The following is a 22,001-nucleotide window of genomic DNA, read 5'->3' as shown; positions in this document are numbered from 1 at the left end:
AACAACGATAGGCCGCCGGCTCCTGCCCGGCACTGATGGCTTCGCTGCCGGACCGCACCTCCCATGGCGCGTGTGGCTGCGCCCGGACCCGTTCGTTCAATTCCCGCGCTCGACACGAATGGCGGCAGCAATGCGCACGTTGAGATCATCGAGCTCATCGAGGACGGCGATTGCCGCCCATACCTGTTCGCGCTTCCGGCCCGTCACCTCGCGCACGACACCCGCGTCTTCGAGGCGTCGCATCGCTCGATAGGCATTGGCAGTCTCGACGCCGGCGATCCGTTCAGCGTCGGCGGCGGTGATTATCGGGTTTTCGAGCAGTGCATCGACTAGCGTCTCCACTGCGCTTCCGCGACGAGGACGGGCGACCGCATACCACTCCCTCGGCAGGCCTCGGAAGGTGGCTGCAGTCTTCGCGGCTTCCCGAGATGCCACCTGCGCTCCGAGCGCGAGATCCTGCACGATCGCATCCGCGTCGCCTTCGCGGTATCGACCGAGCAATCCGAAGTAGAAGTTCTGGTCGGCGGCTAGCGCTGACGCGATAGGGATGACGACGGTCTTGGAGACCCCTGTGCGACGAAGCACCGAGTTCAGCAGCGCACGGCCAATGCGACCATTGCCGTCCGTGAACGGGTGGATCGACTCGAACTGCGCATGTGCTATCGCGGCCTGCGCAACCGGATGGATATCGTCCCGGTTCACGAATCGGAGCAGGTCATCCATATAGTCGGCGACGGTCTCGCCAGGGGGTGGCACGTAGAGCGCGCCCCGTGGCGAGTAGTCACTTCCGCCGATCCAGTTCTGCATGTCTCTGACTCGGCCGGCGTAGTCGCGCTCGGCGGGATCGTCCTCCATCAGCAACCGGTGGGCATCCAGAATCGCAGGCAGCTCGATAGCGGTGGCGGAAGCGTCGACGAGCCGTGTGACCGCCTTGGCCGCGGCGACCATGGACACTGCGGCAGAGTTCGATCTGACACCAGCGATCGCTCTCGCGTAGTCATCGGGTGAAGCTTCGACGGACTCGATCTTCGACGACGCCACCGACTCGATCCTGATCAGGAATCGACCAAGCGGCGCCATCAGGTCAGCCGCGTCGTCTTCGAGAGCCGTGGCTTCACGGACTGCACGATCGAGCTCTCGGGTCGAGCTTGGGGTGAACTCGAGCTCGGCGATCTTCGGCGGCAGCGACACCGCGACCTCGGTAAGCATCCGATCTGCGCGGGAGCCCCGGCGCCCGCGACTCACCCACGGCACCAGCGCCGTCTTCTGTGCGGCCCATGCCGTGACGGGCTCACTCTGGTTCTCAGACACGGACGCTCCTAACCATCAACAGCGTAGCGGTTATTCGCGTTTATCCTACGTAAACGATAATAATGAGAGGGCTATTCTCGGTTCTGTGATGTGTAGCTGGAACCGGTCGGACCTACAAAAGAAGCGACGACACGAAGCACCGCACGGCTGCGCTGAGCTGGCGGCATCGAACGAGAAACCGCCGCAGCTCTGAGCCCCAACCTGACCTTTCGGCTTCCGTGGCGACGAATATTAAAGAAGACTCTTGGTGTGCCAGACGGTCTTCGTCTCCGTGAAGGCGACGATGCGCTCGAGGGACGGCGAGGGCACTCCCGGCTCGGGGGCGAGCACGCGCTTGAGGGTGTCGGCTGCCGCGATCTGCAGGTCGACCCACTCGAGGGCGCCAGCGCCCGCGAGGTCCAGCCCGTTGACGTCGGCGTGCGCGGCGAGCCACGGTGCGATTTCCGCAGGTGACCCCGTCAGCACGTTGACCACTCCCCCGGGAACGTCACTCGTGGCCAGCACCTCGGCGAGCGAGATCGCCGTGAGCGGTGCAGACTCGCTGGCCACCACGACGACGGTGTTGCCGGTGAGGATGGCGGGCGCCACAACGCTCGCAAGACCCAGGAGCGAGCCACCGGACTGCGGGGCGATGATCGCCACGACACCCGTGGGCTCGGGAGTCGACAGGTTGAAGTACGGGCCGCTCACGGGGTTACCGTTGCCTGCCACCTGCACGTATTTGTCGGCCCAGCCCGCGTACCAGACCCACGCGTCGATCGCCGCGTCCACCTGCTTGGTGGCGGCTGGCTTCGCGAGACCCTCGGATGCCACGATCTCCTCCACGAACTGGTCGCGGCGACCCTCGAGCAGCTCGGCGATCCTGTACAGCACCTGGCCGCGGTTGTAGCCGGTGGCCGAGGACCAGCCCGCGAAAGCGGAGCGTGCTGCCACGACTGCATCCCGGGCATCCTTACGGCTGGCGAGGGCGGCGTTCGCGAGGAACGTGCCCTTTGCGGAGACGACCTCGTAGGTGCGTCCGCTCTCGCTACGCGGGAACTTGCCGCCGATGTAGAGCTTGTACGTCTTGGGCACTGCCAGGCGACCTACCATGATGATCCCTTCAGGTACGCAGCGAGGCCGTGACGGCCACCCTCGCGCCCGTAGCCGGACTCCTTGTAGCCACCGAACGGGCTCGCGGGGTCGAACCTGTTGAACGTGTTGGCCCAGATCACACCGGCGCGCAGCTGGTCGGCGACGGCGAGGATCTTCGATCCCTTGTCGCTCCAGATGCCGGCGGACAGCCCGTACGGGGTGTTGTTGGCCTTGGCGATCGCCTCGGCCGGCGTTCGGAAGGTGAGCACGCTCAGCACCGGTCCGAAGATCTCCTCTCGGGCGATCCGGCTCGAGGTCGAGACGTTCGTGAAGATGGTCGGGGCGAACCAGAAGCCCTTGGCCGGGATCTCGCACGGTGCGCTCCAGCGCTCGGCACCCTCGGCCTCACCGATCTCGCTGAGCTCCCGGATGCGATCGAGCTGCTCGCGCGAGTTGATCGCACCGATGTCGGTGTTCTTGTCGAGTGGGTCACCCAGGCGCAGGGTCGACAGTCGCGACTTGAGTCGCTCCACGACCTCGTCGTGGATGTTCTCCTGCACGAGCAGGCGCGAGCCGGCACAGCAGACGTGGCCCTGGTTGAAGAAGATGCCGTTCACGATGCCTTCAACGGCCTGGTCGATGGGCGCGTCATCGAACACGATGTTCGCGGCCTTGCCGCCGAGTTCGAGGGTCACCTTCTTGTCGGTGCCGGCGACGGACTTCGCGATGGAGCGACCCACAGCAGTCGACCCGGTGAAAGCCACCTTGTTGACGTCGGGGTGGTTGACGAGCGCCTCGCCGGTGTCACCAGCGCCCGTGAGGATGTTCACGACCCCGGCAGGCAGGTCGGCCTGCTGGAGGATCTCCGCGAAGATCAGCGCCGTGAGGGGCGTGGTCTCCGCTGGCTTGATGACGACGGTGTTGCCCGCGGCGAGCGCCGGGGCGATCTTCCAGGCGAGCATGAGCAGCGGGAAGTTCCACGGGATCACCTGGGCGGCGACACCGAGCGACTGCGGGTTGGGGCCGAGCCCCGCGTAGTCGAGCTTGTCGGCCCACCCGGCGTAGTAGAAGAACCATGCCGCGACCAGGGGAACGTCGACGTCACGCGATTCCTTGATGGGCTTGCCGTTGTCGAGGCTCTCGGCGACGGCGAGTTCGCGCGCACGCTCCTGCACCAGCCGCGCGATGCGGAACAGGTACTTGCCGCGGTCGGCACCGCTGAGCTTCGACCACGTGCGGTCGTAGGCGCGGCGGGCCGCCGCCACCGCGGCATCCACGTCCTTCGCGTTCGCGTTCGCGATCTCCGCGATGCGCTCCTCGGTCGCGGGAGACACCGTCAGGAACGGCTTGCCGTGCCCCTTCACGAACTGGCCGTCGATGAACAGCCCGTAGCTGTCCTGCAGCTTCAGGACGCTCGTCGATTCCGGCGCGGGCGCGTAGTCCAAGAAACTCATGGGTCAGTCCATCGTCACGTAGTCGGGGCCGGAGTACCGGCCGGAGCGGAGCTTCTGGCGCTGCAGAAGAACATCGTTGAGGAGGCTCGACGCACCGAAGCGGAACAGGTGCGGCTGGAGCCACTCCTCGCCCACGGTCTCGGCGACGGTCACGAGGTACTTGATCGCGTCCTTCGACGCGCGGATGCCACCCGCGGGCTTCACACCGATGCGCTCGCCCGTCAGCCGGTGCCAGTCGCGCACGACCTCGAGCATGAGAAGGGTGACGGGCAGAGTCGCGGCGGGCGACACCTTGCCCGTCGAGGTCTTGATGAAGTCGCCACCGGCGAGGATCGACAGCCAGGATGCCCGGCGCACGTTGTCGTAGGTGTTCAGTTCACCGGTCTCGAGGATCACCTTGAGACTCGCGTAGCTACCGTCCTCACGACGGCAGGCCTCCTTGACCGCCACGACCTGGTCGAAGACGAGCCCGTAGTTGCCCGCGAGGAACGCGCCGCGGTCGATCACCATGTCGATCTCGTCGGCGCCTGCAGCGACTGCGTCCGCGGTGTCCGCGAGCTTCACCGCGAGCGAGGCACGACCACTCGGGAACGCGGTGGCCACGGCCGCGACCGAGACACCGCCGTCGTCGGGATCACCGTGGGCCTCGCCCAGCGCGGCCACGGCGGTCGGCACCATGTCGCCGTACACGCACACCGCGGCGACCCGGGGGGTCGTGGCATCGAGCGCGTCGGGCACGAGCGCCTTGGCGACGAGCGAACGAACCTTGCCGGGGGTGTCAGCACCCTCGAGGGTCGTGAGATCGATGAGACGGATGATCGTGTCGAGGGCCCAGGCCTTGGATGCGGCCTTGATCGACCGTGTGCCGAGACCGGCGGCCCGCTGCTCGAGGCCGACGGCGTCGACTCCGGGAAGACCCTCGAGGTACTGGCGGAGGGACTTCTCTGTGAGGTCCGATCCGATGAGCTCTATCGCACGCTCTGCGGGGGCCAGGGCGGCTCCGACCTGCTTTGATGCGTTCACCGTCACAGTCTACCGAGGGGCCCTGTGGGTGATCTGGGCGGGAGGCGACTTCTCCTATGCTGGCGGGATGACCAGTTGGGTAGTGGCAGCGGACCTCGGCGGAACGAAGGTCGAGGCGGCGCTCGTCGACTCGGACGGGCGGGTTCTCGCCGGCTCGCGATTCCGAGCGCCCACCGGTCGCGAATCGACGAGCGAACAGCTCGAGGCGAACGTGCGCTCAGTGCTGGTCAATGCGGCGGCCGCACTCCCCCAGGGCGATGTTCTCACGGGGGTGGGCATCGGGTCGGCTGGCCCCATTTCCGTGGACACCGGGCGGGTCTCGCCGCTCAATCTGCCGGCCTGGCGCGACTTTCCGTTGCGGGATCTCGCGGTGTCGCTGCATCCCGACATCCCCGTCGTGCTGCGTGTCGACGGCGAATGCATCACGCTCGCCGAGCACTGGCTCGGAGCTGCCCAGGGTGCGAGGAACCTCATGGGCATGGTCGTCTCGACCGGCATCGGTGGCGGCCTCATCCTCGGCGACCGCTCGGTCGCCGGTCCCACGGGCAACGCAGGGCACATCGGCCACGTCGAGGTCGGCGGGTTCGACACTCCGTGCCTCTGCGGTGGTACGGGATGCGTCGAGGCCGTCGCATCCGGGCCTGCGACAACCGCGTGGGCTCGAAGCCAGGGCTGGAACGGATCGACCGGCGAGGAGCTCGCCGCGAGCTACGCCGCCGGCGACCCGATCGCGCGGGCAGCGGTGGTCCGGTCGGGCACTGCGATCGGACAGGCGATCGCCTCGGCGACCGCGCTCCTCGATCTCGATGTGGTCGCGATCGGCGGCGGGTTCTCTCGAGTGAGCCCCGACCTGTTCGACATCATCCGATCGGCCATCGCCCAGAGGAGTCCGTTCCCCTTCGTGGCCAAGGTCACCGTGCTGCCCTCCGGACTTTCCGACGAGGGTCCGCTCATCGGTGCCGCGGCGCTCGTGCACCGCCCCGACTACCGCTCCTGAGCGGCGGCGCGTTCCTCGCGTGCCCTGCGTGCCCGCTTGGCCGCGCGCGTGTCGAGTTCGTCCTCCACGAAGCGGGGCCGCGCAAGCACGATCGCGGCGAAGCCGGCGGGGAGAGCCGCGACCATGAGCACGATCAGGGGCACCGTCCAGGAGCCGGTCGCGTCGTGGAGAATGCCGATCACGAGCGGACCCAGCGCGCCGATGCTGTAGCCGACGGCCTGCGAGAACCCGCTGAGGCCCGCGGCGGCCGCGGGTGTTCTCGTGCGCAGCCCGATGAGGGCCAGCGAGAGCGGGAAGCTCAGCGGGCCCAGTCCGACAAGGGCGACCCATACGACGGTCCCGTAGGTGGGCACGAACAGCAGTCCGAGGTAGCCCACGAGGAAGCAGCCGAGCCCCGCCCAGATGATCGGTCCGACGTTCCGGACGTGCGCGGCGATCACGGGGGCCAGGAGCGAGCCCGGCAGACCCATGAGAGCGAAGACACCGAGGAGCGACCCGGCCGTGGCCGCATCCACCCCCGCGATATCCACAACCAACTGCGGCAGCCAGGCGAACATCGCGTACGCACCGAAGACTGTCACTCCGATCGTCACCGCGATCGCCCAGGCCGTCACGGAGTGTCCGATGCGTCCGACCAGCTCGGGCGGAGCCTCGGGCAGCTCCTCGTCGAGGCGTGCCTGCTGTGAGATCCTGCGCTGTCGGAGAGCGAGCGTGATCCAGGGGGTGACGGCGACCGCAGCGACGACACCCCAGAGCCCGATCGACACCCGCCAGCCCGCGGCATCCGCGATCGGCGACGCCACGATCGGCGGGGTCGTTGCCCCGATGGCCAGGAGGCTCGCGTAGATGCCCGTGACGAGTCCGATTCGATCCGGGAAGTACTCCTTGACTGCAGCGGGGAGCAGGATATTGACGAAGCCCATGCCGGCGAGCGCCAGCGCACTGCCGATGAAGAGCGGAGCGTAGGCGGTCGCGAGCGCGCGGACGATCGGCCCCGCGATCATCCCGAGGCACGCGATCACGATCGTCACCTCGAGGCCCAGGCGACGCGCGACGGCGGGCGCGACAAGTCCTGCCGCGGCGAAGGCAACCGGGGCGAGCGTGCCGATGATCCCGAGCCCGACCGCATCGATGGGCACATCGTCGCGGATGCGGGAGGCGATCGGCGACAGCGCCGAGACCGCGGTCCGAAGGTTGAAGGCGAGCAGGATGATGCCCACCAGGACCGTCACCCGACCCGTCCAGAGAGGGCGTCGGGTCACGGAGTTCACGGTCGGACTCGCGGGGCGATCCCGAGGATCTCGCGCGCGGCTTCCTCGTCGCGCGCGATCTGGGCGACCAGCTCATCGATGCTGTCGAACTTCCACATCCCCCTGATGCGGTCGACGAACTCGAGCGTGACGGTCTTGTCGTAGAGGTCGAAGTCCTGATCGATGGCGTGCGCCTCGACCTGCTTCTCCGGCACCCCGTCGAAGGTCGGATTGTTGCCGATCGATACCGCGGCCCCGTAGCGGTTGCCGTCGACCACGAGCCACGCTGCGTACACGCCGTCCGCGGGCGCGAGCCCCTCGAGATCGGGGGCGAGGTTTGCCGTCGGATAGCCGAGTTCGCGACCCCGGTGCGCGCCGTGCACGACCGTGGATCGCACGCTCGGCAGCCCTCCGAGCAACCTCGAAGCCTGCTTCACGTCGCCTTCGGCAAGGAGTTCTCGAACCCATGTAGAGGAGACTCGTCGCGGTCCGTGGGGCGCGACATCCTCGATGCGGATCACCTCGAACCCGTGCTCGCGGCCGAGCGATTCGAGCATGGCGACGTCGCCGGCACCCCTGGCACCGAAACGGAAGTCGCCGCCGACGAAGATGACCTTGGCGTGCAAAGCATCCACCAGGATCCGCTGCACGAACTGCTCCGGCGACATGTCGCGCAGCGCCTCGTCGAAGGTCACCATGAGAACGGCGCCCACACCGGCCGACTCGAGCAGCTCGACCTTCTGTGCGTTGCTCACGAGAGGCTCGGGGCACAGCTCGGGTCGCAGGAGGCTGAGCGGGTTCCTGTCGAAGGTGACGACCGTCGGCACGAGTCCGCGGTCGTTCGAGATGAACCGCAGCCGGTCGATCACGGCGCGGTGTCCGGCATGGAGTCCGTCGAACTTGCCCACCGTGACGGCACTCGGGCCGAAGTCCGGTGGCACCGCCGCAGTGTCCGTCCAGAACTCCATCAGGACTCCTCGGGGCGCGGGCGCGAACGCACCAGCCAGAGGATGCCGAGGATCGGCAGCACGAGCGGAATGAACAGGTATCCCCTGCCGAAGTACGACCACACCGTGTCGTGGGGGAAGTACTCGGGATGCACGATGCTCAGGGTTCCGACGACGAGCACACCGAGGAGCTCGATTCCGATCGCGATCCACGCCACGACGTACCAGCGCCGGCCCTTGCCGATGAGCGCGACGGTCGCGAGCACGTAGACGAGACCGGCGAACGCGGACAGGGAGTATGCGACGGGAGCCTCGGAGAAGCGACCGGCGAGCTGCACGATCGACCTGGCCGTCGCCGCGAGCGCGAGGATCGCGTAGACGGCGATGAGGACGCGGCCGACACCGACCGCACGCGAGGAGAGCTGTGACATCGGGGCCAATTCTAGTTGCGGGCTGTTCTGCTACTGGCCGAGGAGGGCGCCGGGGCCCTGCACGAACCAGATGACGTTCATGCGGTAGACCATCACGGCGATAGCCAGGCAGGCGACCCCGATCACCACCGTGCTCCAGCGGGTCCGATCGATGAGCGCCCAGAAGACGGCGAGCGGAGGTAGAAGAACGGCGGACACGAGGTACACCCAGAACTCAAGTCCACTCCCCGTCGGCACATTCCCGAAGGCCGGGGCGACGATCGCGATGACGACCTGGACGATGAGAAGAAGCTCCACGACGGCTGCTGCACCGAGGATCAGATCGTTGGGGCTCCGCTTGGCGAGCCCGAGGATCACGCAGAGCAGGCCAGCTGCGACCGCGACGGCGATCTGGACAGTAGTGAACCACTCGATCATGGGGCACCCTCCGAGTCGGCCGCAGGCGCGGGAAAGTTCACGAGAACGCGCGCGACACCGCGGGAGATCTCCACGAGACCCACGAGGCGACCGGAGGGATCGAGGGCCGCCACGGGCGAAGCGTCCGGAGTGCCGAGGGTGATGCGCTTGCCGTGGCCGAGGTCGATCGCTGCCTGCTCGTCGAGCGCGACCACGGGGAAGAGCTTCTCGGCAACGGCAGCTGGTGGCGTGAGGTGTACGGGCAGGTCATCGTCCAGGGACGCGGCATCCTCGACACGGAACGGGCCGACGCGCGTACGTCGCAGGGCCGTGAGATGCCCGCCGACGCCGAGTGATTCGCCAAGGTCGCGGGCGAGGGCGCGGATGTAGGTGCCTGAGGTGCAGTCGACGACCGCGGCAACGTCGATGAAGCCGGCCCCGCGGTCGATCGAGAGCACCTCGAACCGGCGAACGGTGACGGGGCGCGCCGGGAGTTCGACGGTCTCGCCCTCGCGCACGAGCGCATAGGCGCGCTTGCCGTCGACCTTGATGGCGCTCACGGCGCTCGGTCGCTGAAGCAGATCACCCGTCAACGCGGCGACCCCACTCACGATGGCCTCGTCCGAGACGTCGGCGAGCGCGGACTCGGATGCGACGGGCCCGAGTTCCCCCTCGGCGTCGTCCGTGTTCGACCCGGCGCCGAGCCGGATCGTCGCCTCGTAGGTCTTGTCCGCCCCGACGATCCACGTCAGGAGCCGGGTTGCGGAGCCAACCCCGAGCACCAGGAGACCCGTCGCCATCGGGTCGAGGGTTCCCGCGTGGCCCACCTTGCGCGTGCCGAGGCCACGGCGGGCGCGAGCAACGACACCGTGGCTCGTGATCCCGGCTGGCTTGTCGACGAGCAGAACGGCATCGGGGGCCGGGCGACGCGCCTCAGGCTGTGCGTCGGCCGCGTCATCCCCCGGCCGAGCATCCATGGTTCGATTCTACCGGCCAGCATTCGACAGCCCCGCGCCTAGGATCGAGGCATGCGGGTGGGAGTGATCGGTGCGGGTGCAGTGGGCGGTGCCATCGCGGCGCTCCTGGTGCGCGGCGGCCACGAGGTCGAGGTGACCGCCCGGGGTGACCACCTCGCGGCGATCCGAGCCGAGGGCATCAAGCTCACGGGAGGCTGGGGCACGTACACGGCCATCGTGGATGCCAATGCGACACTCACGTTCTCGCCCGAACTCGTCATCGTCGCGACCAAAGCGCAGGACGCCGTCGCAGCCATCCGCGACAACATCGCACTCCTCCGTGGTGTACCCCTCCTGGTGGTGCAGAACGGTCTCGACTCGATCACCGCGGCCCGAGCCGCGTCGCCCCGGTCCGATGTCATCGGTGGCCTGGCGACATTCGCGACGAGCTACCTCTCCCCCGGGGAGATCACGGTCACGACCGCCGGCCCCACCTACGTGGGTGTCGACGGCGAGTACGACGTGCCAGCGCGCTACGTCGCGAGTGTGCTGGCTCCGGTCATGCCGACGACGGTGATCCCGAACTTCCGCGGAGCGCAATGGACGAAGCTCATCATCAACCAGGTCAACGCACTCCCGGCGATCACGGGACTCAGCGTGCAGGAGGTGGTGGCCGACGACGGCCTCCGTCGCGTCTTGACCGCGAGCATGCGGGAGGCCGTACGGATCGGCCGCAGGTCCGGTGTGCGCTTCGAGAAGCTCCAGGGCCTGAGTCGTCGGCTGTTGCGATTCTTCGCCCTTGCGCCGCTGGCCATCGGTGAGTTTCTGCCGAGGGCGATGAGCGCCCGGATCGGCGCCGTACCCAACCCGGGCTCGACCCTGCAGAGCATCCGCCGCGGGCAGACGACGGAGATCGACCACCTGAATGGTGCCGTCGTGACGGCCGCCGGCGCGATCGGTCGCACCGCGCCCGTCAACGAACTCCTCACCTCGCTCGTGCACGAGGTCGAGGAGAGCGGCACGTTCCTCACCTCGCGGCAGGTTATCGACCGCTACCGGGGGCTGGCGAGGCGCTGAGCCCTAACAGCTGTCCGCGAAGACCCTGCGCGGCAGCTCGGCATCCGTGTTGTCGACGATCGCGGATGCACGGGCGCGAGGGTTCGCCTCTGCGAGGTACAGCCGCTCCCCGCCGGCATAGCGCGGGCTGCGCGGCGCCGCCCCGTCCACGGTGATGGCGGGCAATGCGTAGGTGTCGAGCCAGACCGAGAAGTTCCACAGCCCGCGAAGCTCAGGCCTGCCGAGGAACGGACCATCAACGATGAGCGTGGCATCCTGCGGACCGGTCAGCCACTCCATCTCGACCGGAACATCGCGCTCGGCGTCGAAGGCCGACGTGACGAATCCGGTGCTGCCGCCGAGCCTGAACGGCTCGACCAGCACGCGGCGGAACAGGTCGTAGTCGTACGAGTCGTAGTAGTACCCCTCCGCAGAATCCACTCCGCGCGCGAACCGCTCGGCGCGCGGCCGGTGGAAATCGTCGATGGATGCCCGGAACACCGCGTGGCCGCCACGCCCGAGCCGCTCGGCCAGCGCATCGGCGAAATCCCTCCGGCAGGAACCATCGATGCCGTCCACCGACAGGAACGTGCGGCCCTTGGCGTACTGAGCGAGGAACTCGTCCGCGAGCGCATCGAATGCCGCACGCTTCTCGGACGTCCATCGGGTTGCGGATCTCAGCTGCACCATGTCACCTCATCTGGTCGTGACATCCAGTCTAGATTTCGGCCGACCGGAATGGGCCTGCCGAGCCGATTAGGTTGGTGAGGTGCAGATCGCCCCGGCCGTGAACGCGTGGTTCCGCGCTCACCAGCGCGACCTCCCGTGGCGACGGGACGGGTTCGGGGCGTGGGGCATCCTCGTGAGCGAGGTCATGTTGCAGCAGACGCCCGTCGTGCGGGTGATCCCACGGCTCGCCGAGTGGCTCGACCGGTGGCCGGATCCCGCAGCACTCGCCGCGTCGCCGCCCGGGGACGCCGTCCGGGCGTGGGACCGGCTCGGGTACCCGCGTCGAGCCCTTCGGCTGCACGCCGCAGCCGTGGCCATCGTCGAGCGTCACGGCGGGGTCGTGCCGCGGGACGTGTCCGCGCTGCTCGCGCTCCCCGGCATCGGCGACTACACCGCGCGTGCCGTTGCCGCGTTCGCCTACGGAGACCGGCACCCCGTCGTTGACACGAACGTGCGCCGGGTTCTCGCCCGCGCCGTTGACGGTCAGGGCGAGCCGGGTCCCCCCTCCACCCGCCGCGATCTGGCCGCCATGGAGCAGGTGCTGCCAGAGGATGTCGCGGAGGCGCGCGTCACGAATGCCGCCGTCATGGAGCTCGGGGCCGTCATCTGCACCGCGCGGGCGCCGCGCTGCGAGGAATGCCCGATCAGGGACGACTGCCGCTGGCGCGCGAGCGGTTACCCGCCCTACGAGGGCGCCCGCACCCCCGTGCAGGCCAGGTTCGAGGGCAGCGACCGCCAGGTGCGCGGCCTCATCATGGCGGAGCTTCGAGCCAGTGACATCCCGGTGACAACCGCAGAGATCGCCACCCTGTGGCCGGAGGCAGCACAACGCGACCGCGCCCTCGCGAGCCTGCTCGCGGACGGCCTGGTGATCGCGGTCGACGGCGGGTTCGAGCTGCCAGGCTGAGCCGCTGGTGTTTGCGCAACCCGCGGTCGCCGCGAACACGCGCAGATTGCGCAAACCAGCGCGCGAACCGACACTGGAGGAATGCCGGAGCTGCCAGAAGTGCATGCGCTCGCCAGCGACCTGCGCGGTCGCCTCGTGGGCCGCACTGTGGAGCGCCTCGACATCGTGGCCTTCCCGGCACTGAAGACGTTCGACCCGCCGGTGAGCGCGCTCGCTGGCCAGGAGATCGTGAGCGTCGACAGTCACGGCAAGTTCCTCGACATCGGTATCGGCCAGTTGCACCTCGTCATCCACCTCGCCCGCGCGGGCTGGCTCCGGTGGCGGGATGCCGCGCCTCAGCCTTCCGCGCGCCCGGGCCGCGGCCCCCTCGCCGCCCGACTCGTCCTCGTGCCAGACGATGAGCGCCCCGGCAGCGGCTTCGACCTCACCGAGGCCGGCACTAAGAAGAGCCTCCAGATCCACGTCGTGCGCAGCCCGGCGGATGTCGCGAACCTGCGCACGCTCGGCCCGGACCCGCTCGACCCCGCGTTCACGGAGGAGGCGTTCGCGGCGATCCTCGCCGCGCAGGGGCGGGCGCAGATCAAGGGAGTGCTGCGCAGCCAGTCGATCCTCGCGGGCATCGGCAATGCCTACTCCGACGAGATCCTGCACACTGCCAGGATGTCCCCCTTCGCACCGGCCTCGATGCCCGCGGAGAGGGTGTCGGAGCTGTATGCGGCGATGCAGGGGACGCTTCGGGCCGCCATCGAGCGAGCGGATGGGCTCGCGGCATCCGAGCTCAAGAGCGAGAAGAAGTCGAACCTGCGGGTGCATGGCCGAACCGGCGAGGCGTGTCCGGTCTGCGGCGACACCATTCGCCAGGTGATCTACAGCGACTCGACATTCCAGTACTGCCCGACCTGCCAGACGGGCGGCAAGCCGCTCGCCGACCGGGTGCTCTCGAGGCTGCTGAAGTGAGGCTCGACGAACTGGTCGCGGACGCGGCCGCCCGATTGGATGCCGCGGGCGTGCCCGACGAGGCACTCGCGGAGTTGCGCCCCGAGCGTCGACTTGGACCACTGACGCGCCCGGCGAAGTTCGTTCCCGTTGGTCGTGCGTGGCGCCTGGGCGACCTGCTTGTGACCCGCGACGGAGAGCTCCTCGCGACGGGAAGCGTCGTGCGCGCGGTGGTCCCGAAGGACTTCTCCGCCAACAAGAGCCCGGCGGAGGAGCATCGTCGCAACCTGCAGCGCGCGGCGGCGCGTGGACCGTTCGCCACGGGCGAGTCGGTCAACTACGACTTCCGGCCCGCGCTTGGCCACACGGTCGTGGAGCACGACGGTACCGTGACACTCCGGCTCGCCTACGCCGAGGTCGCCCTCGAGGCCTATCTTGCCGACCGCGTCAGATTCGCGATAGCTCCCGGGCCTGACTGACCAATAGGCTCGCGGGCATGACGGAGTCCACGACCTCCACACCGCGCCCCGCACGGCGCACCACGGTGCCGAGAACGATCGCACTGCTGGGCCTCGGCGGGATGCTCGTGCTGTGGGTCCTCGAACTGCAGGCTCTCACGTGGGAATCCGGCGACAGGGTGCTGCACCTCAACTACATCGGAATCGGGGTGTGTGTCGTCACCACGGTCGCAGCAGCCGTGTGGACAGCCCGGAGCCCGCGGAAAGGTTGGGCGATCGTGGTGCTTGTGTTGAGCATCCTGATCAATCCGATCTGGCTGCTCCTGCTCATCCTGGCGTTGGGGTGAGGCCGCTCTAGTCCTCGAGCTCGCGCGGCTTGATGTACGGGTCCTCGTCGCCGGCGTACTGGGCCTTCTTCTTGAGCGACTCGACTTCGGCGTCGCGCGCCGCGGCCTCGTCGAGGAGAGTCGCGATGAGAGCGGCGTTCTCGGGGATGCCGTCGGGGATGAACTCAAGGGAGGGAGTCAGGCGCGCGGTGAGGTTCTTGCCCACCTCGCTGCGCAGCATACCCGTTGCCGACTTGAGCGCCGCCGCCGTGTCCGCACGCTCCTCATCGGAGCCGTAGACCGTGTAGAAGATGGAGGCGTGCTGCAGGTCGCCAGTGACTCGAACGTCGGTAATCGTGACGAACCCCAGTCGCGGGTCCTTGACCCCGCGTTCGAGCGTCTTCGCGACGATGACCTTGATGCGGTCGGCCATCTTCGCCGCCCGTGCTGCGTCAGCCATGTTCTACTCCTACCTTCGTCGCAACTCTGGGCTCCTCTCCCGCTTCCTCAGCGAGGGAGAAGCCCGACTGGAGGTATCCGGCGGCGATGTTCGGCTAAGGAAACTCGGGGTCTCGCGGGGCCCCCGTTTTCCGTGCCGAACATCGCCGCCGGATACCGTAACCACGGGCTACACGCGCGGCTTTTCCTTCATCTCAATCGTCTCAATCTCGTCGCCGACCTGGATGTCGTTGAACTTGCCGAGGCCGATACCAGCCTCGAAGTCCGTACGAACCTCGGTGACGTCATCCTTGAAGCGACGCAAGCTCTCGATCGTGAGGTTGTCGCCGACGACGACGCCATCGCGGATGACGCGTGCCTTCGCGTTCCTCGTGATCGTTCCCGAGCGCACGATGACACCGGCGATGTTCCCGACCTTGGAGGAGCGGAAGATCTCGCGGATCTCGGCGACACCGGACTGCACCTCTTCGAACTCGGGCTTGAGCATTCCCTTGAGGGAGTTCTCGATCTCCTCGAGCGCGGCGTAGATGACGGAGTAGAAACGCACGTCGACGCCTTCACGCTGGGCGCGCTCGCGCGCCTTGGTGTCGGGTCGAACGTTGAATCCGATGATGATCGCGTTGTCGATCGTGGCGAGGTTGACGTCGCTCTCGGTGACGGCACCCACACCACGGTGGATGATGCGCAGCTGGACACTGTCGTCGACCTCGATCTTGAGCAGCGCATCCTCAAGTGCCTCGACGGCACCGGACACGTCACCCTTGATGATGAGGTTGAGGGCTTCGACCTTGCCGTCTTCGAGGGCCTTGGTGAAGTCCTCGAGGCTGATGCGCTTGCGAGCCTTGGCGAGGAGAGCGTTGCGCTCCACGGCCTCGCGCTTCTCGGCGATCTGGCGGGCGGTGCGGTCCTCCTCGGTGACGATGAAGGTGTCGCCTGCGCGCGGCACGGTCGACAGACCCTGCACCTGCACGGGGCGGGAGGGATAGGCCTCCTCGACCGGCACACCGTTCTCGTCCATCATCGCGCGAACGCGGCCGTAGGCCGTTCCGGCGACGATCGCGTCTCCGACGCGGAGCGTTCCCGACTGGATGAGCACGGTCGCAACAGCACCACGGCCCTTGTCGAGCTTGGCCTCGATCGCGACGCCACGGGCATCCTTGTTGGGGTTGGAGCGCAGGTCGAGACCGGCGTCCGCCGTGAGGAGCACCGCGTCGAGCAGCCTGTCGATACCGAGGTTGTTGAGCGCCGACACGTCGATGAACATCGTGTCGCCGCCGTACTCCTCGGCAACGAGGCCGAATTCGGTGAGCTGCTGGCGCACCTTGGCGGGGTTCGCACCCTCCTTGTCGACCTTGTTGACCGCGACCACGATCGGCACGTTGGCCGCCTGCGCGTGGTTGAGGGCCTCAACGGTCTGGGGCATGATGCCGTCGTCCGCCGCGACCACGAGGATCGCGAGGTCGGTGACCTGTGCACCACGTGCACGCATGGCGGTGAACGCCTCGTGACCCGGGGTGTCGATGAAGGTGATGGCGCGCTCGATGCCCTCGTGCTCGGTCCAGACCTGGTACGCACCGATGTGCTGGGTGATTCCACCCGCCTCACCGGCAACCACGTTGGCCTTGCGGATGGCGTCGAGGAGCTTGGTCTTTCCGTGGTCGACGTGACCCATGACGGTGACGACGGGCGGACGGATCTCGAGGTCCTCGTCCGTCTCGTCCTCGAGCTCCTGGTCGAGGTCGAGGTCGAAGCCGGCGAGCAGCTCGCGGTCCTCGTCCTCGGGCGAGACCATCTCGATCTTGTAGCCGAGCTCCTCGGCGAGCACCTGGAAGGTGCCCTCGTCGAGCGACTCGGTTGCGGTCGCCATCTGGCCGAGGTGGAACAGGGCGGTCACGAGGCTGCCGGGCTGAACGGTCAGGCCGGTCAGCGTCTCCAGCTTGTCGGCGAGATCCGAGATGGAGGCACCGCGACGCAGACGGATGATCGTCTTGCCGTCACCACGGGGAACGGCAACGCCACCCAGCGACGGGGCTTCCCTCAGCTCGAATTCTGCGCGCTTCGTACGCTTCGACTTGCGAGCCTTGCTCTTGCCGCCACCACGACCGAAGGCACCAGCGGTACCACCGCCAGGCCCGCGACCGCGACCGCCACCACCTGCCGGCGGACGGTTCGGGCCGAAGTTGTTGCCGGGAGCGCCACCGGGAGCACCGGGACGGAAGCCGCCGGGACCACCCGGGCGCGGAGCACCCGGACGCTGCTGGAAGTTGCCACCGGGGCCACCCGGGCGCTGCTGGAAGCCGGGACGGCCACCCTGTCCGGGACCACCGGGACGCGGTGCACCGGGACGGGGAACGGGCGCACCGGGGCGACCCATCCCCTGGTTGGAGGCGAACGGGTTGTTGCCGGGGCGCGGGATGCCGGGGCGTCCCATTCCCTGGTTCGATGCGAACGGGTTGTTACCGGGGCGCGGGGCACCCGGGCGCGGGATGCTGCTCGGGCGCGGGGCATCCCCGGCGGGGGCTGCGGGCGTCGCGCCAGCGGGGGCGGATGCCGCGGCCTCTGCCGCCGCCTTGGCCTCTGCCGCCGCGGCCTCAGCCTGCGCCTGCCGCTCGGCGACCGTGAGGGGCGCTGCGGGAACCGGCGCGGCATCCGCGACGGGTTCGGGCGCGGCGACCGGCTCCGGGTTGGGGTTCACGGGCTTCGGTGCCGCCTTGGGGGCGGCCTTCGGCTTCTCGGGCGCGGGAGTCGGCTTGATGCCGTCGGCCTCGAGGGCAGCCTTGACACGACGGGCTACCGGGGGCGCGATGCTGGAGGACGGTCCCTTGACGAACTCGCCCATGTTCTTGAGCTTCTCAAGAACGACTTTAGATTCGATGCCGAGCTCAGATGCGATCTCGTGCACGCGTGGGTTTGCCACATTTCTCCTGTTCTGAGCCTGCGCCCAGAACATGGGGGCAGGCGATTAGCGGACGGGTCTCATTTCGAGCCGCTCATTAGTTGTCCATAGGTCAATCAGCCTGTTCGTTCGGATGACTCGGTCGAGCCATCGACTGCTGCACGTACCGCCGTCGCGTCCAGCCCCGCCGTTCGAAACGCTCGGGACCAGGCCCGGCGCTTGTCTGCGGCGTCAACGCAATCGAGTGTGGGATGAACCCACGCTCCTCGTCCATCGAGGCTCCCGGACGGATCCGGAACCACGTGGCCCTCTCGCACAACCAGCCGCAGAAGAGCGGAGCGGTTGTCGCGAGAACGGCAACCGAGGCACGTTCTTGCGGGTTCCATCTTACCCCCGGTTCTGGGTTTGGCCGTCTCACGATTCGGCCAGGGCGTCGAATGACCGCCCTGGCCGAGTCTAGCTACGCGCTCACGAGCTCCTCATCGGTGTCCGGAATCGATTCCGGGGATGCCGCCCCTTCCAGGCGCACCACGGGACGGGCCGTCCGATCCACCGTCAGCTGGAAGACGTCGGGCCGACTGTAGTGACCCACCGGGTCGGCGAACACCTTCGCGAAGGACCCGACCGCGAGATCGATGTCGGCGTACACGAGGCCTTCCGTGCCCGGATCGAGGGGCGTGGACACCGCTGTGCCATCTGGCCCGTAGACGACCGCAGAGAGGCCAGCGGCCACAGCATCCGTCCGATCGCCAGGCAGCATCTGGTTGGGTACGATGACGAACGCGCCACCCTCGAGGGCGTACGTGCGACTCAGCGTGAGGCACACCTCACCCGACAGCTGGGGAAGCGGCGATTCGCTCACGGGAGTGAGCGCCGGCCATCCCGCCACGTGGATCTCCTCGTGCTGGGCGTACATCGCGAACTTCACCAGGGGCTGCATGTGTTCCCAGCAGTTGAGCGCTCCAACCCTTCCGAGCGGGGTGTCGACGACCTGCAGGCCGGAACCGTCGCTCTCGCCGAACAGTGCGCGCTCGACGTGTGTGGGCTTGAGCTTGCGCCGATGCAGCAGGATCGCGCCGTCGGCACCGATGATGAGCTGCGACATGTACAACGATCCGTGGTCGCGCTCGCTGAGTCCGAGCACGACCATGATCCCGTGCTGCTTCGCTGCTTCGCGAATGGCCTCGATCTCTGGCCCGTCGAGCGCCGGGGAGTTCGCGCGGTAGTTGGCGATGAGCGGTACCTGCTCTCCGATGTTCTGCGACCAGATGAATGCGGGATATCCGGGCAGCCAGGTCTCCGGGAAGGCGACGAGTTCGGCGCCTCCCGCGGATGCCCCGGCGATCAGATCCACGGTCTTGTCTGTTGTTGCCGCGAGGTCGAACCAGACCGGTTGTGCCTGGATGGCTGCGACGCGAGTGGTGGGTGTCATGTGAGGTTCCCTTCGGGTGAGTGCTGTCGCGACGTGCGATTCTCGGCAGGCTAAGTCGGGACAATCCCGGGGCTGCAGACGATTCCGGCGTGGAACTGTGCGATTCCTGCACCAAGCCGGAGCAGAAACAGGAATGTCACACAGCGTGACTCTCCTTGACACGTGAGAGCGGCAGTGTTGGGTCATGGTGGTCCACTCGGTATCGACGGTCAGCGAATGGGAAGCTCTCGCATCCGCGACCTTCGTGCCCGTTCACGTCGAGTCGCCAGTCGAGAGGTTCATGGGGACCTTGGATCACCGCGGCGATCACGAGTGGGGTGTCACGGCGATCCGCAACGGCGCTGGCCGCGTTTCGCGCACCAACGACCTCTTGTCGTCCTCCCCCGATGACATGGCCCTGTTCTCGGTGCAGGTCCGAGGAACAAGCAGTGTCGAGCAGGACGGGCGGGTCGCGCACCTGCGGCCGGGCGACGGCGTGCTCTACGTCACGCGGGGCACCTACACGCTGACCTTCCCGGAGGCCGCAGAGCTCGCCATCCTGCAGGTTCCTGTCGAGAGACTCGGCCTCACGGACATGAGGGTGAGGGAGATGACGGCTCGCACGCTTCCCGTGCGAAAGGATGCCGGGCTGCGAACCTTCGCCCGAGTCGCACGATCGCTCTTCACCGATCGCCCCGTGATCGACGATCAACGGGAGGCGCTCAGGGTGGCCACCGAGATCCTCGGCTCGTCCCTCTCCCGACGTGGCGGTGGGGCGGCCCGTCCGCGGTCCCACTCAGCACTCTTCGCGGCCTTCGACCGGATCATCCACGATCGCCTCGCCGACCCGCGTCTCGACGTCTCAGCGCTGGCCAGCGCCGAGAACGTCTCCCCCAGGACGGTGCATGCGGTCTTCGCCGACCATGGAACGACCCCGGCTGCCTACATCCGCAGCGTCAGGATGCAACGGGCACGCCGACTACTCACGTCGACGCACCTTCCCCTCGTGGACATCGCCGTGCACTGCGGCAGCACCGACCCCAGCATCTTCAGCCGAACTTTCCGCAGAGACGCCGGCATGACCCCGAGTGCCTACCGGCAGCGGAGTCGTGACCTCTAGGACTCGAGGATGCTGTCCGGCTGGATGTCGATGCGTGCGCCCGTGAGCTTCGCGGCGAGGCGGGCGTTCTGGCCCTCCTTGCCGATCGCGAGCGACAGCTGGTAGTCGGGAACGAGGGCACGAACGGCCTTCGTCGACTCATCGATCACGAAAGCACTCGACACCTTGGCCGGCGACAGGGCGTTGGCCACGAACGTCGCGAGGTTCTCGGAGTAATCGACGATGTCGATCTTCTCGTTGTTGAGTTCCGCGGTGACTGCCCGCACGCGCTGGCCGAGCTCGCCGATGCAGGCACCCTTGGCGTTGACACCGGGCTCGGTGGCACGAACGGCCATCTTGGTGCGGTGACCGGCCTCGCGCGCGAGCGACGTGATCTCCACGATTCCACTCGCGATCTCGGGCACTTCGAGTGCGAAGAGCTTGCGGACGAGAGCCGGGTGGGTGCGGCTCACCGTGATCTGCGGACCCTTGAGCCCCTTGCTCACGGCGGTCACGTACACGCGGATGCGCGTGCCGTGGGCGTACTCCTCGCCCGGGACCTGCTCCTCAGGAGGCAGGATCGCCTCGACCGACCCGAGGTCGACGTGGATCATCCTGGGGTTCGGTCCCTGCTGGATCACGCCGGCGACGATGTCACCCTCACGGCCCTTGAACTCGCCGAGCACATGGTCGTCCGCGATGTCTCGCAGGCGCTGGTTGATGACCTGCTTCGCAGCGAAGGCCGCGATACGGCCGAAATCGCTCGGGCTGTCCTCGGCCTCGCCGATGACCGCTCCCTCGTCGTCGAGTTCTGGCACCCAGACACTCACGTGCCCGGTCTTGCGATCGAGCACCACGCGTGCGGCGGTCGGATCGGTTTCGCCGACGTGCTTCAGGTAGGCCGTCTGGATGGCCTGTTCGATGATGGTCGCAAGCTCCTCGAAGGGGATCTCGCGCTCGCGCTCCATAAGTCGCAGCACGCTCAGGTCGATGTCCACTGAGGGCCTCCGCTATTCACAATGTCTCGCACGGTCGGCGGTGGCCGACGGCGTCGAGGCCAGTTTAGCGTGGACCTCTAGGGTGATGGTGTGACGAGAGCCGCTGCATCCCTTGCGACACTCGTCGTCATCGCACTTCTGGCGGGCTGCGCCGCGGTTGGCCAGGGCGGCGCTGTGACCGAGACCGACGATGATTTCGGGAGCGTCGATGTCTACGCGGTGCTGGAGGACGGCTCGCTCAGCCCGACCGCGAGCGGTTTGACACAGGATGTGTGGGACACCTTCACCCGCGTCGCCACCCTCGATTTCGCCGCAGAGGTCGTTCTGGAGTACCGCGTGGGTGACAGCGACGACAGCGACACCCTCGCGTACGTCTACCAGGACGACGATCTCGAGTACTGGGTGCTCGCCGCCAACCTCGCGACGAGTGGCGACCACGAGCAGCTCGTCGCGACGCTCATCCACGAGTACGGGCACATCCTGACCCTGGAGACGAGCGAGGTCTCCCCCGATGTCGGCGTGTGCTCGACCCTCGACCTCGACGAGGGCTGCGCCGCGGAGGACTCCGTCGTGTTCGCCTTCCAGCGCAGATTCTGGTCGGGCTATGAGGATGCCCCCGATCCGGCTAACTCGGATGCGGATGTCGCGTGGGAGTTCTACCTCGAGCACGAGGACGACTTCGTGAGCGACTACGCCGCGACCAATGTCGTCGAGGACCTCGCCGAGACCTTCATGACGTTCGTGCTCGAGGACGAGCCGACGGGCACCAGCACGGTCGCCGAGAAGCTCGACTTCTTCTGGCGCTACCCCGAGTTCGTGGCGATCCGGGAACGCATCCGTGCCGAGTTCGCTGACGACCTCGGGCTGGCCGACTGAGACCCCTGGTG

General features: G+C 67.7%; 23 protein-coding genes. 8 read left to right on the top strand and 15 right to left on the bottom strand.

What is annotated here, in order from left to right:
* Positions 1–96: 96 nt before the first annotated feature.
* The 4 genes from HDC94_RS07880 to deoC all read right to left on the bottom strand — a co-directional run bounded on the left by HDC94_RS07880 (position 97) and on the right by deoC (position 4,862).
* A complete protein-coding gene (locus tag HDC94_RS07880) occupies positions 97–1,311 on the bottom strand; it encodes a Fic family protein (protein ID WP_308495667.1) in 1,215 nt (404 codons plus the stop codon).
* A 231-nt stretch (positions 1,312–1,542) separates the two neighbouring features.
* Positions 1,543–2,403 carry an aldehyde dehydrogenase gene (locus HDC94_RS07875; RefSeq protein ID WP_179496444.1) on the bottom strand — a complete coding sequence of 287 codons (861 nt, stop codon included), beginning with the start codon at positions 2,401–2,403 and terminating at the stop codon, positions 1,543–1,545.
* Positions 2,397–3,839, bottom strand: coding sequence for an aldehyde dehydrogenase family protein (locus tag HDC94_RS07870; protein WP_179496443.1), 1,443 nt, complete (start codon positions 3,837–3,839; stop codon positions 2,397–2,399). Before HDC94_RS07870 ends, HDC94_RS07875 begins: the two co-directional genes overlap by 7 nt.
* Positions 3,840–3,842: 3 nt before the next feature.
* Positions 3,843–4,862, bottom strand: a complete 1,020-nt coding sequence (gene deoC, locus HDC94_RS07865) for a deoxyribose-phosphate aldolase (protein WP_308495666.1) — start codon at positions 4,860–4,862, stop codon at positions 3,843–3,845.
* A gap of 67 nt (positions 4,863–4,929) precedes the next feature.
* On the opposite strand from deoC, the gene HDC94_RS07860 reads away from it, so the two are divergent.
* The gene (locus tag HDC94_RS07860; RefSeq protein WP_179496442.1) at positions 4,930–5,859 is read left to right on the top strand and encodes an ROK family protein; all 930 of its coding nucleotides are present in this window, start codon (positions 4,930–4,932) and stop codon (positions 5,857–5,859) included.
* Here the strand turns inward: HDC94_RS07860 and HDC94_RS07855 are convergent.
* The 5 genes from HDC94_RS07855 to truB are packed head-to-tail and all read right to left on the bottom strand — an operon-like array spanning position 5,847 to position 9,860.
* Positions 5,847–7,121: an MFS transporter gene (locus HDC94_RS07855; protein WP_308495665.1), complete on the bottom strand. Its 1,275-nt coding sequence runs from the start codon at positions 7,119–7,121 to the stop codon at positions 5,847–5,849. The two genes, HDC94_RS07860 and HDC94_RS07855, sit on opposite strands and share 13 nt — an antisense overlap.
* Positions 7,122–7,126: 5 nt before the next feature.
* A complete protein-coding gene (locus tag HDC94_RS07850) occupies positions 7,127–8,077 on the bottom strand; it encodes a bifunctional riboflavin kinase/FAD synthetase (protein ID WP_179496440.1) in 951 nt (316 codons plus the stop codon).
* Positions 8,077–8,487 carry a hypothetical protein gene (locus HDC94_RS07845; protein ID WP_179496439.1) on the bottom strand — a complete coding sequence of 137 codons (411 nt, stop codon included), beginning with the start codon at positions 8,485–8,487 and terminating at the stop codon, positions 8,077–8,079. Before HDC94_RS07845 ends, HDC94_RS07850 begins: the two co-directional genes overlap by 1 nt.
* Before the next feature lie 30 nt (positions 8,488–8,517).
* Positions 8,518–8,904, bottom strand: a complete 387-nt coding sequence (locus HDC94_RS07840; protein WP_179496438.1) for a hypothetical protein — start codon at positions 8,902–8,904, stop codon at positions 8,518–8,520.
* The gene (gene truB / locus HDC94_RS07835; RefSeq protein WP_179496437.1) at positions 8,901–9,860 is read right to left on the bottom strand and encodes a tRNA pseudouridine(55) synthase TruB; all 960 of its coding nucleotides are present in this window, start codon (positions 9,858–9,860) and stop codon (positions 8,901–8,903) included. Before truB ends, HDC94_RS07840 begins: the two co-directional genes overlap by 4 nt.
* Before the next feature lie 51 nt (positions 9,861–9,911).
* Here truB and HDC94_RS07830 point away from each other — a divergent pair, with 51 nt between their 5' ends.
* Positions 9,912–10,916, top strand: a complete 1,005-nt coding sequence (locus HDC94_RS07830; protein ID WP_179496436.1) for a ketopantoate reductase family protein — start codon at positions 9,912–9,914, stop codon at positions 10,914–10,916.
* 3 nt (positions 10,917–10,919) lie between these two features.
* Here the strand turns inward: HDC94_RS07830 and HDC94_RS07825 are convergent, their stop codons facing one another.
* Positions 10,920–11,585, bottom strand: a complete 666-nt coding sequence (locus HDC94_RS07825; protein WP_179496435.1) for a uridine kinase — start codon at positions 11,583–11,585, stop codon at positions 10,920–10,922.
* Positions 11,586–11,664: 79 nt separating this feature from the next.
* Here HDC94_RS07825 and HDC94_RS07820 point away from each other — a divergent pair, with 79 nt between their 5' ends.
* From HDC94_RS07820 to HDC94_RS07805, 4 genes are all read left to right on the top strand, one after another.
* On the top strand, positions 11,665–12,531 hold the full coding sequence (locus tag HDC94_RS07820) for an A/G-specific adenine glycosylase (protein WP_308495664.1): 867 nt from the start codon (positions 11,665–11,667) through the stop codon (positions 12,529–12,531).
* Between the two features lie 81 nt (positions 12,532–12,612).
* A complete protein-coding gene (locus HDC94_RS07815; RefSeq protein ID WP_179496434.1) occupies positions 12,613–13,488 on the top strand; it encodes an Fpg/Nei family DNA glycosylase in 876 nt (291 codons plus the stop codon).
* The gene (locus HDC94_RS07810; RefSeq protein ID WP_179496433.1) at positions 13,485–13,946 is read left to right on the top strand and encodes a hypothetical protein; all 462 of its coding nucleotides are present in this window, start codon (positions 13,485–13,487) and stop codon (positions 13,944–13,946) included. Before HDC94_RS07815 ends, HDC94_RS07810 begins: the two co-directional genes overlap by 4 nt.
* A gap of 17 nt (positions 13,947–13,963) precedes the next feature.
* Positions 13,964–14,272 carry a hypothetical protein gene (locus tag HDC94_RS07805; RefSeq protein WP_179496431.1) on the top strand — a complete coding sequence of 103 codons (309 nt, stop codon included), beginning with the start codon at positions 13,964–13,966 and terminating at the stop codon, positions 14,270–14,272.
* A 7-nt stretch (positions 14,273–14,279) separates the two neighbouring features.
* Here HDC94_RS07805 and rbfA read toward each other — a convergent pair whose 3' ends face one another.
* The 4 genes from rbfA to HDC94_RS07785 all read right to left on the bottom strand — a co-directional run bounded on the left by rbfA (position 14,280) and on the right by HDC94_RS07785 (position 19,038).
* Complete coding sequence (gene rbfA, locus HDC94_RS07800; RefSeq protein WP_179496429.1) at positions 14,280–14,711, bottom strand: 30S ribosome-binding factor RbfA; 432 nt, start codon at positions 14,709–14,711, stop codon at positions 14,280–14,282.
* Between the two features lie 168 nt (positions 14,712–14,879).
* Positions 14,880–17,627: a translation initiation factor IF-2 gene (infB, locus tag HDC94_RS07795; RefSeq protein ID WP_179496427.1), complete on the bottom strand. Its 2,748-nt coding sequence runs from the start codon at positions 17,625–17,627 to the stop codon at positions 14,880–14,882.
* Positions 17,628–17,722: 95 nt separating this feature from the next.
* On the bottom strand, positions 17,723–17,992 hold the full coding sequence (locus HDC94_RS07790; protein WP_179496425.1) for a YlxR family protein: 270 nt from the start codon (positions 17,990–17,992) through the stop codon (positions 17,723–17,725).
* Between the two features lie 74 nt (positions 17,993–18,066).
* Positions 18,067–19,038: a carbon-nitrogen hydrolase family protein gene (locus HDC94_RS07785; protein ID WP_179496423.1), complete on the bottom strand. Its 972-nt coding sequence runs from the start codon at positions 19,036–19,038 to the stop codon at positions 18,067–18,069.
* Between the two features lie 184 nt (positions 19,039–19,222).
* Between HDC94_RS07785 and HDC94_RS07780 the strand changes: the two genes are divergently transcribed.
* On the top strand, positions 19,223–20,137 hold the full coding sequence (locus HDC94_RS07780; protein ID WP_179496421.1) for an AraC family transcriptional regulator: 915 nt from the start codon (positions 19,223–19,225) through the stop codon (positions 20,135–20,137).
* On the opposite strand, the gene nusA is transcribed toward HDC94_RS07780, so the two are convergent.
* A complete protein-coding gene (gene nusA / locus HDC94_RS07775) occupies positions 20,134–21,114 on the bottom strand; it encodes a transcription termination factor NusA (protein ID WP_179496419.1) in 981 nt (326 codons plus the stop codon). The two genes, HDC94_RS07780 and nusA, sit on opposite strands and share 4 nt — an antisense overlap.
* A gap of 90 nt (positions 21,115–21,204) precedes the next feature.
* On the opposite strand from nusA, the gene HDC94_RS07770 reads away from it, so the two are divergent.
* Positions 21,205–21,990: an NADH:ubiquinone oxidoreductase subunit 4 (chain M) gene (locus HDC94_RS07770; protein ID WP_179496417.1), complete on the top strand. Its 786-nt coding sequence runs from the start codon at positions 21,205–21,207 to the stop codon at positions 21,988–21,990.
* The last annotated feature ends 11 nt before the right edge of the window (positions 21,991–22,001 follow it).

Source organism: Leifsonia sp. AK011 (assembly GCF_013410945.1).
Classification (GTDB): Bacteria; Actinomycetota; Actinomycetes; order Actinomycetales; family Microbacteriaceae; genus Rhodoglobus.
This window is presented reverse-complemented; position numbering and strand designations above follow the sequence as displayed.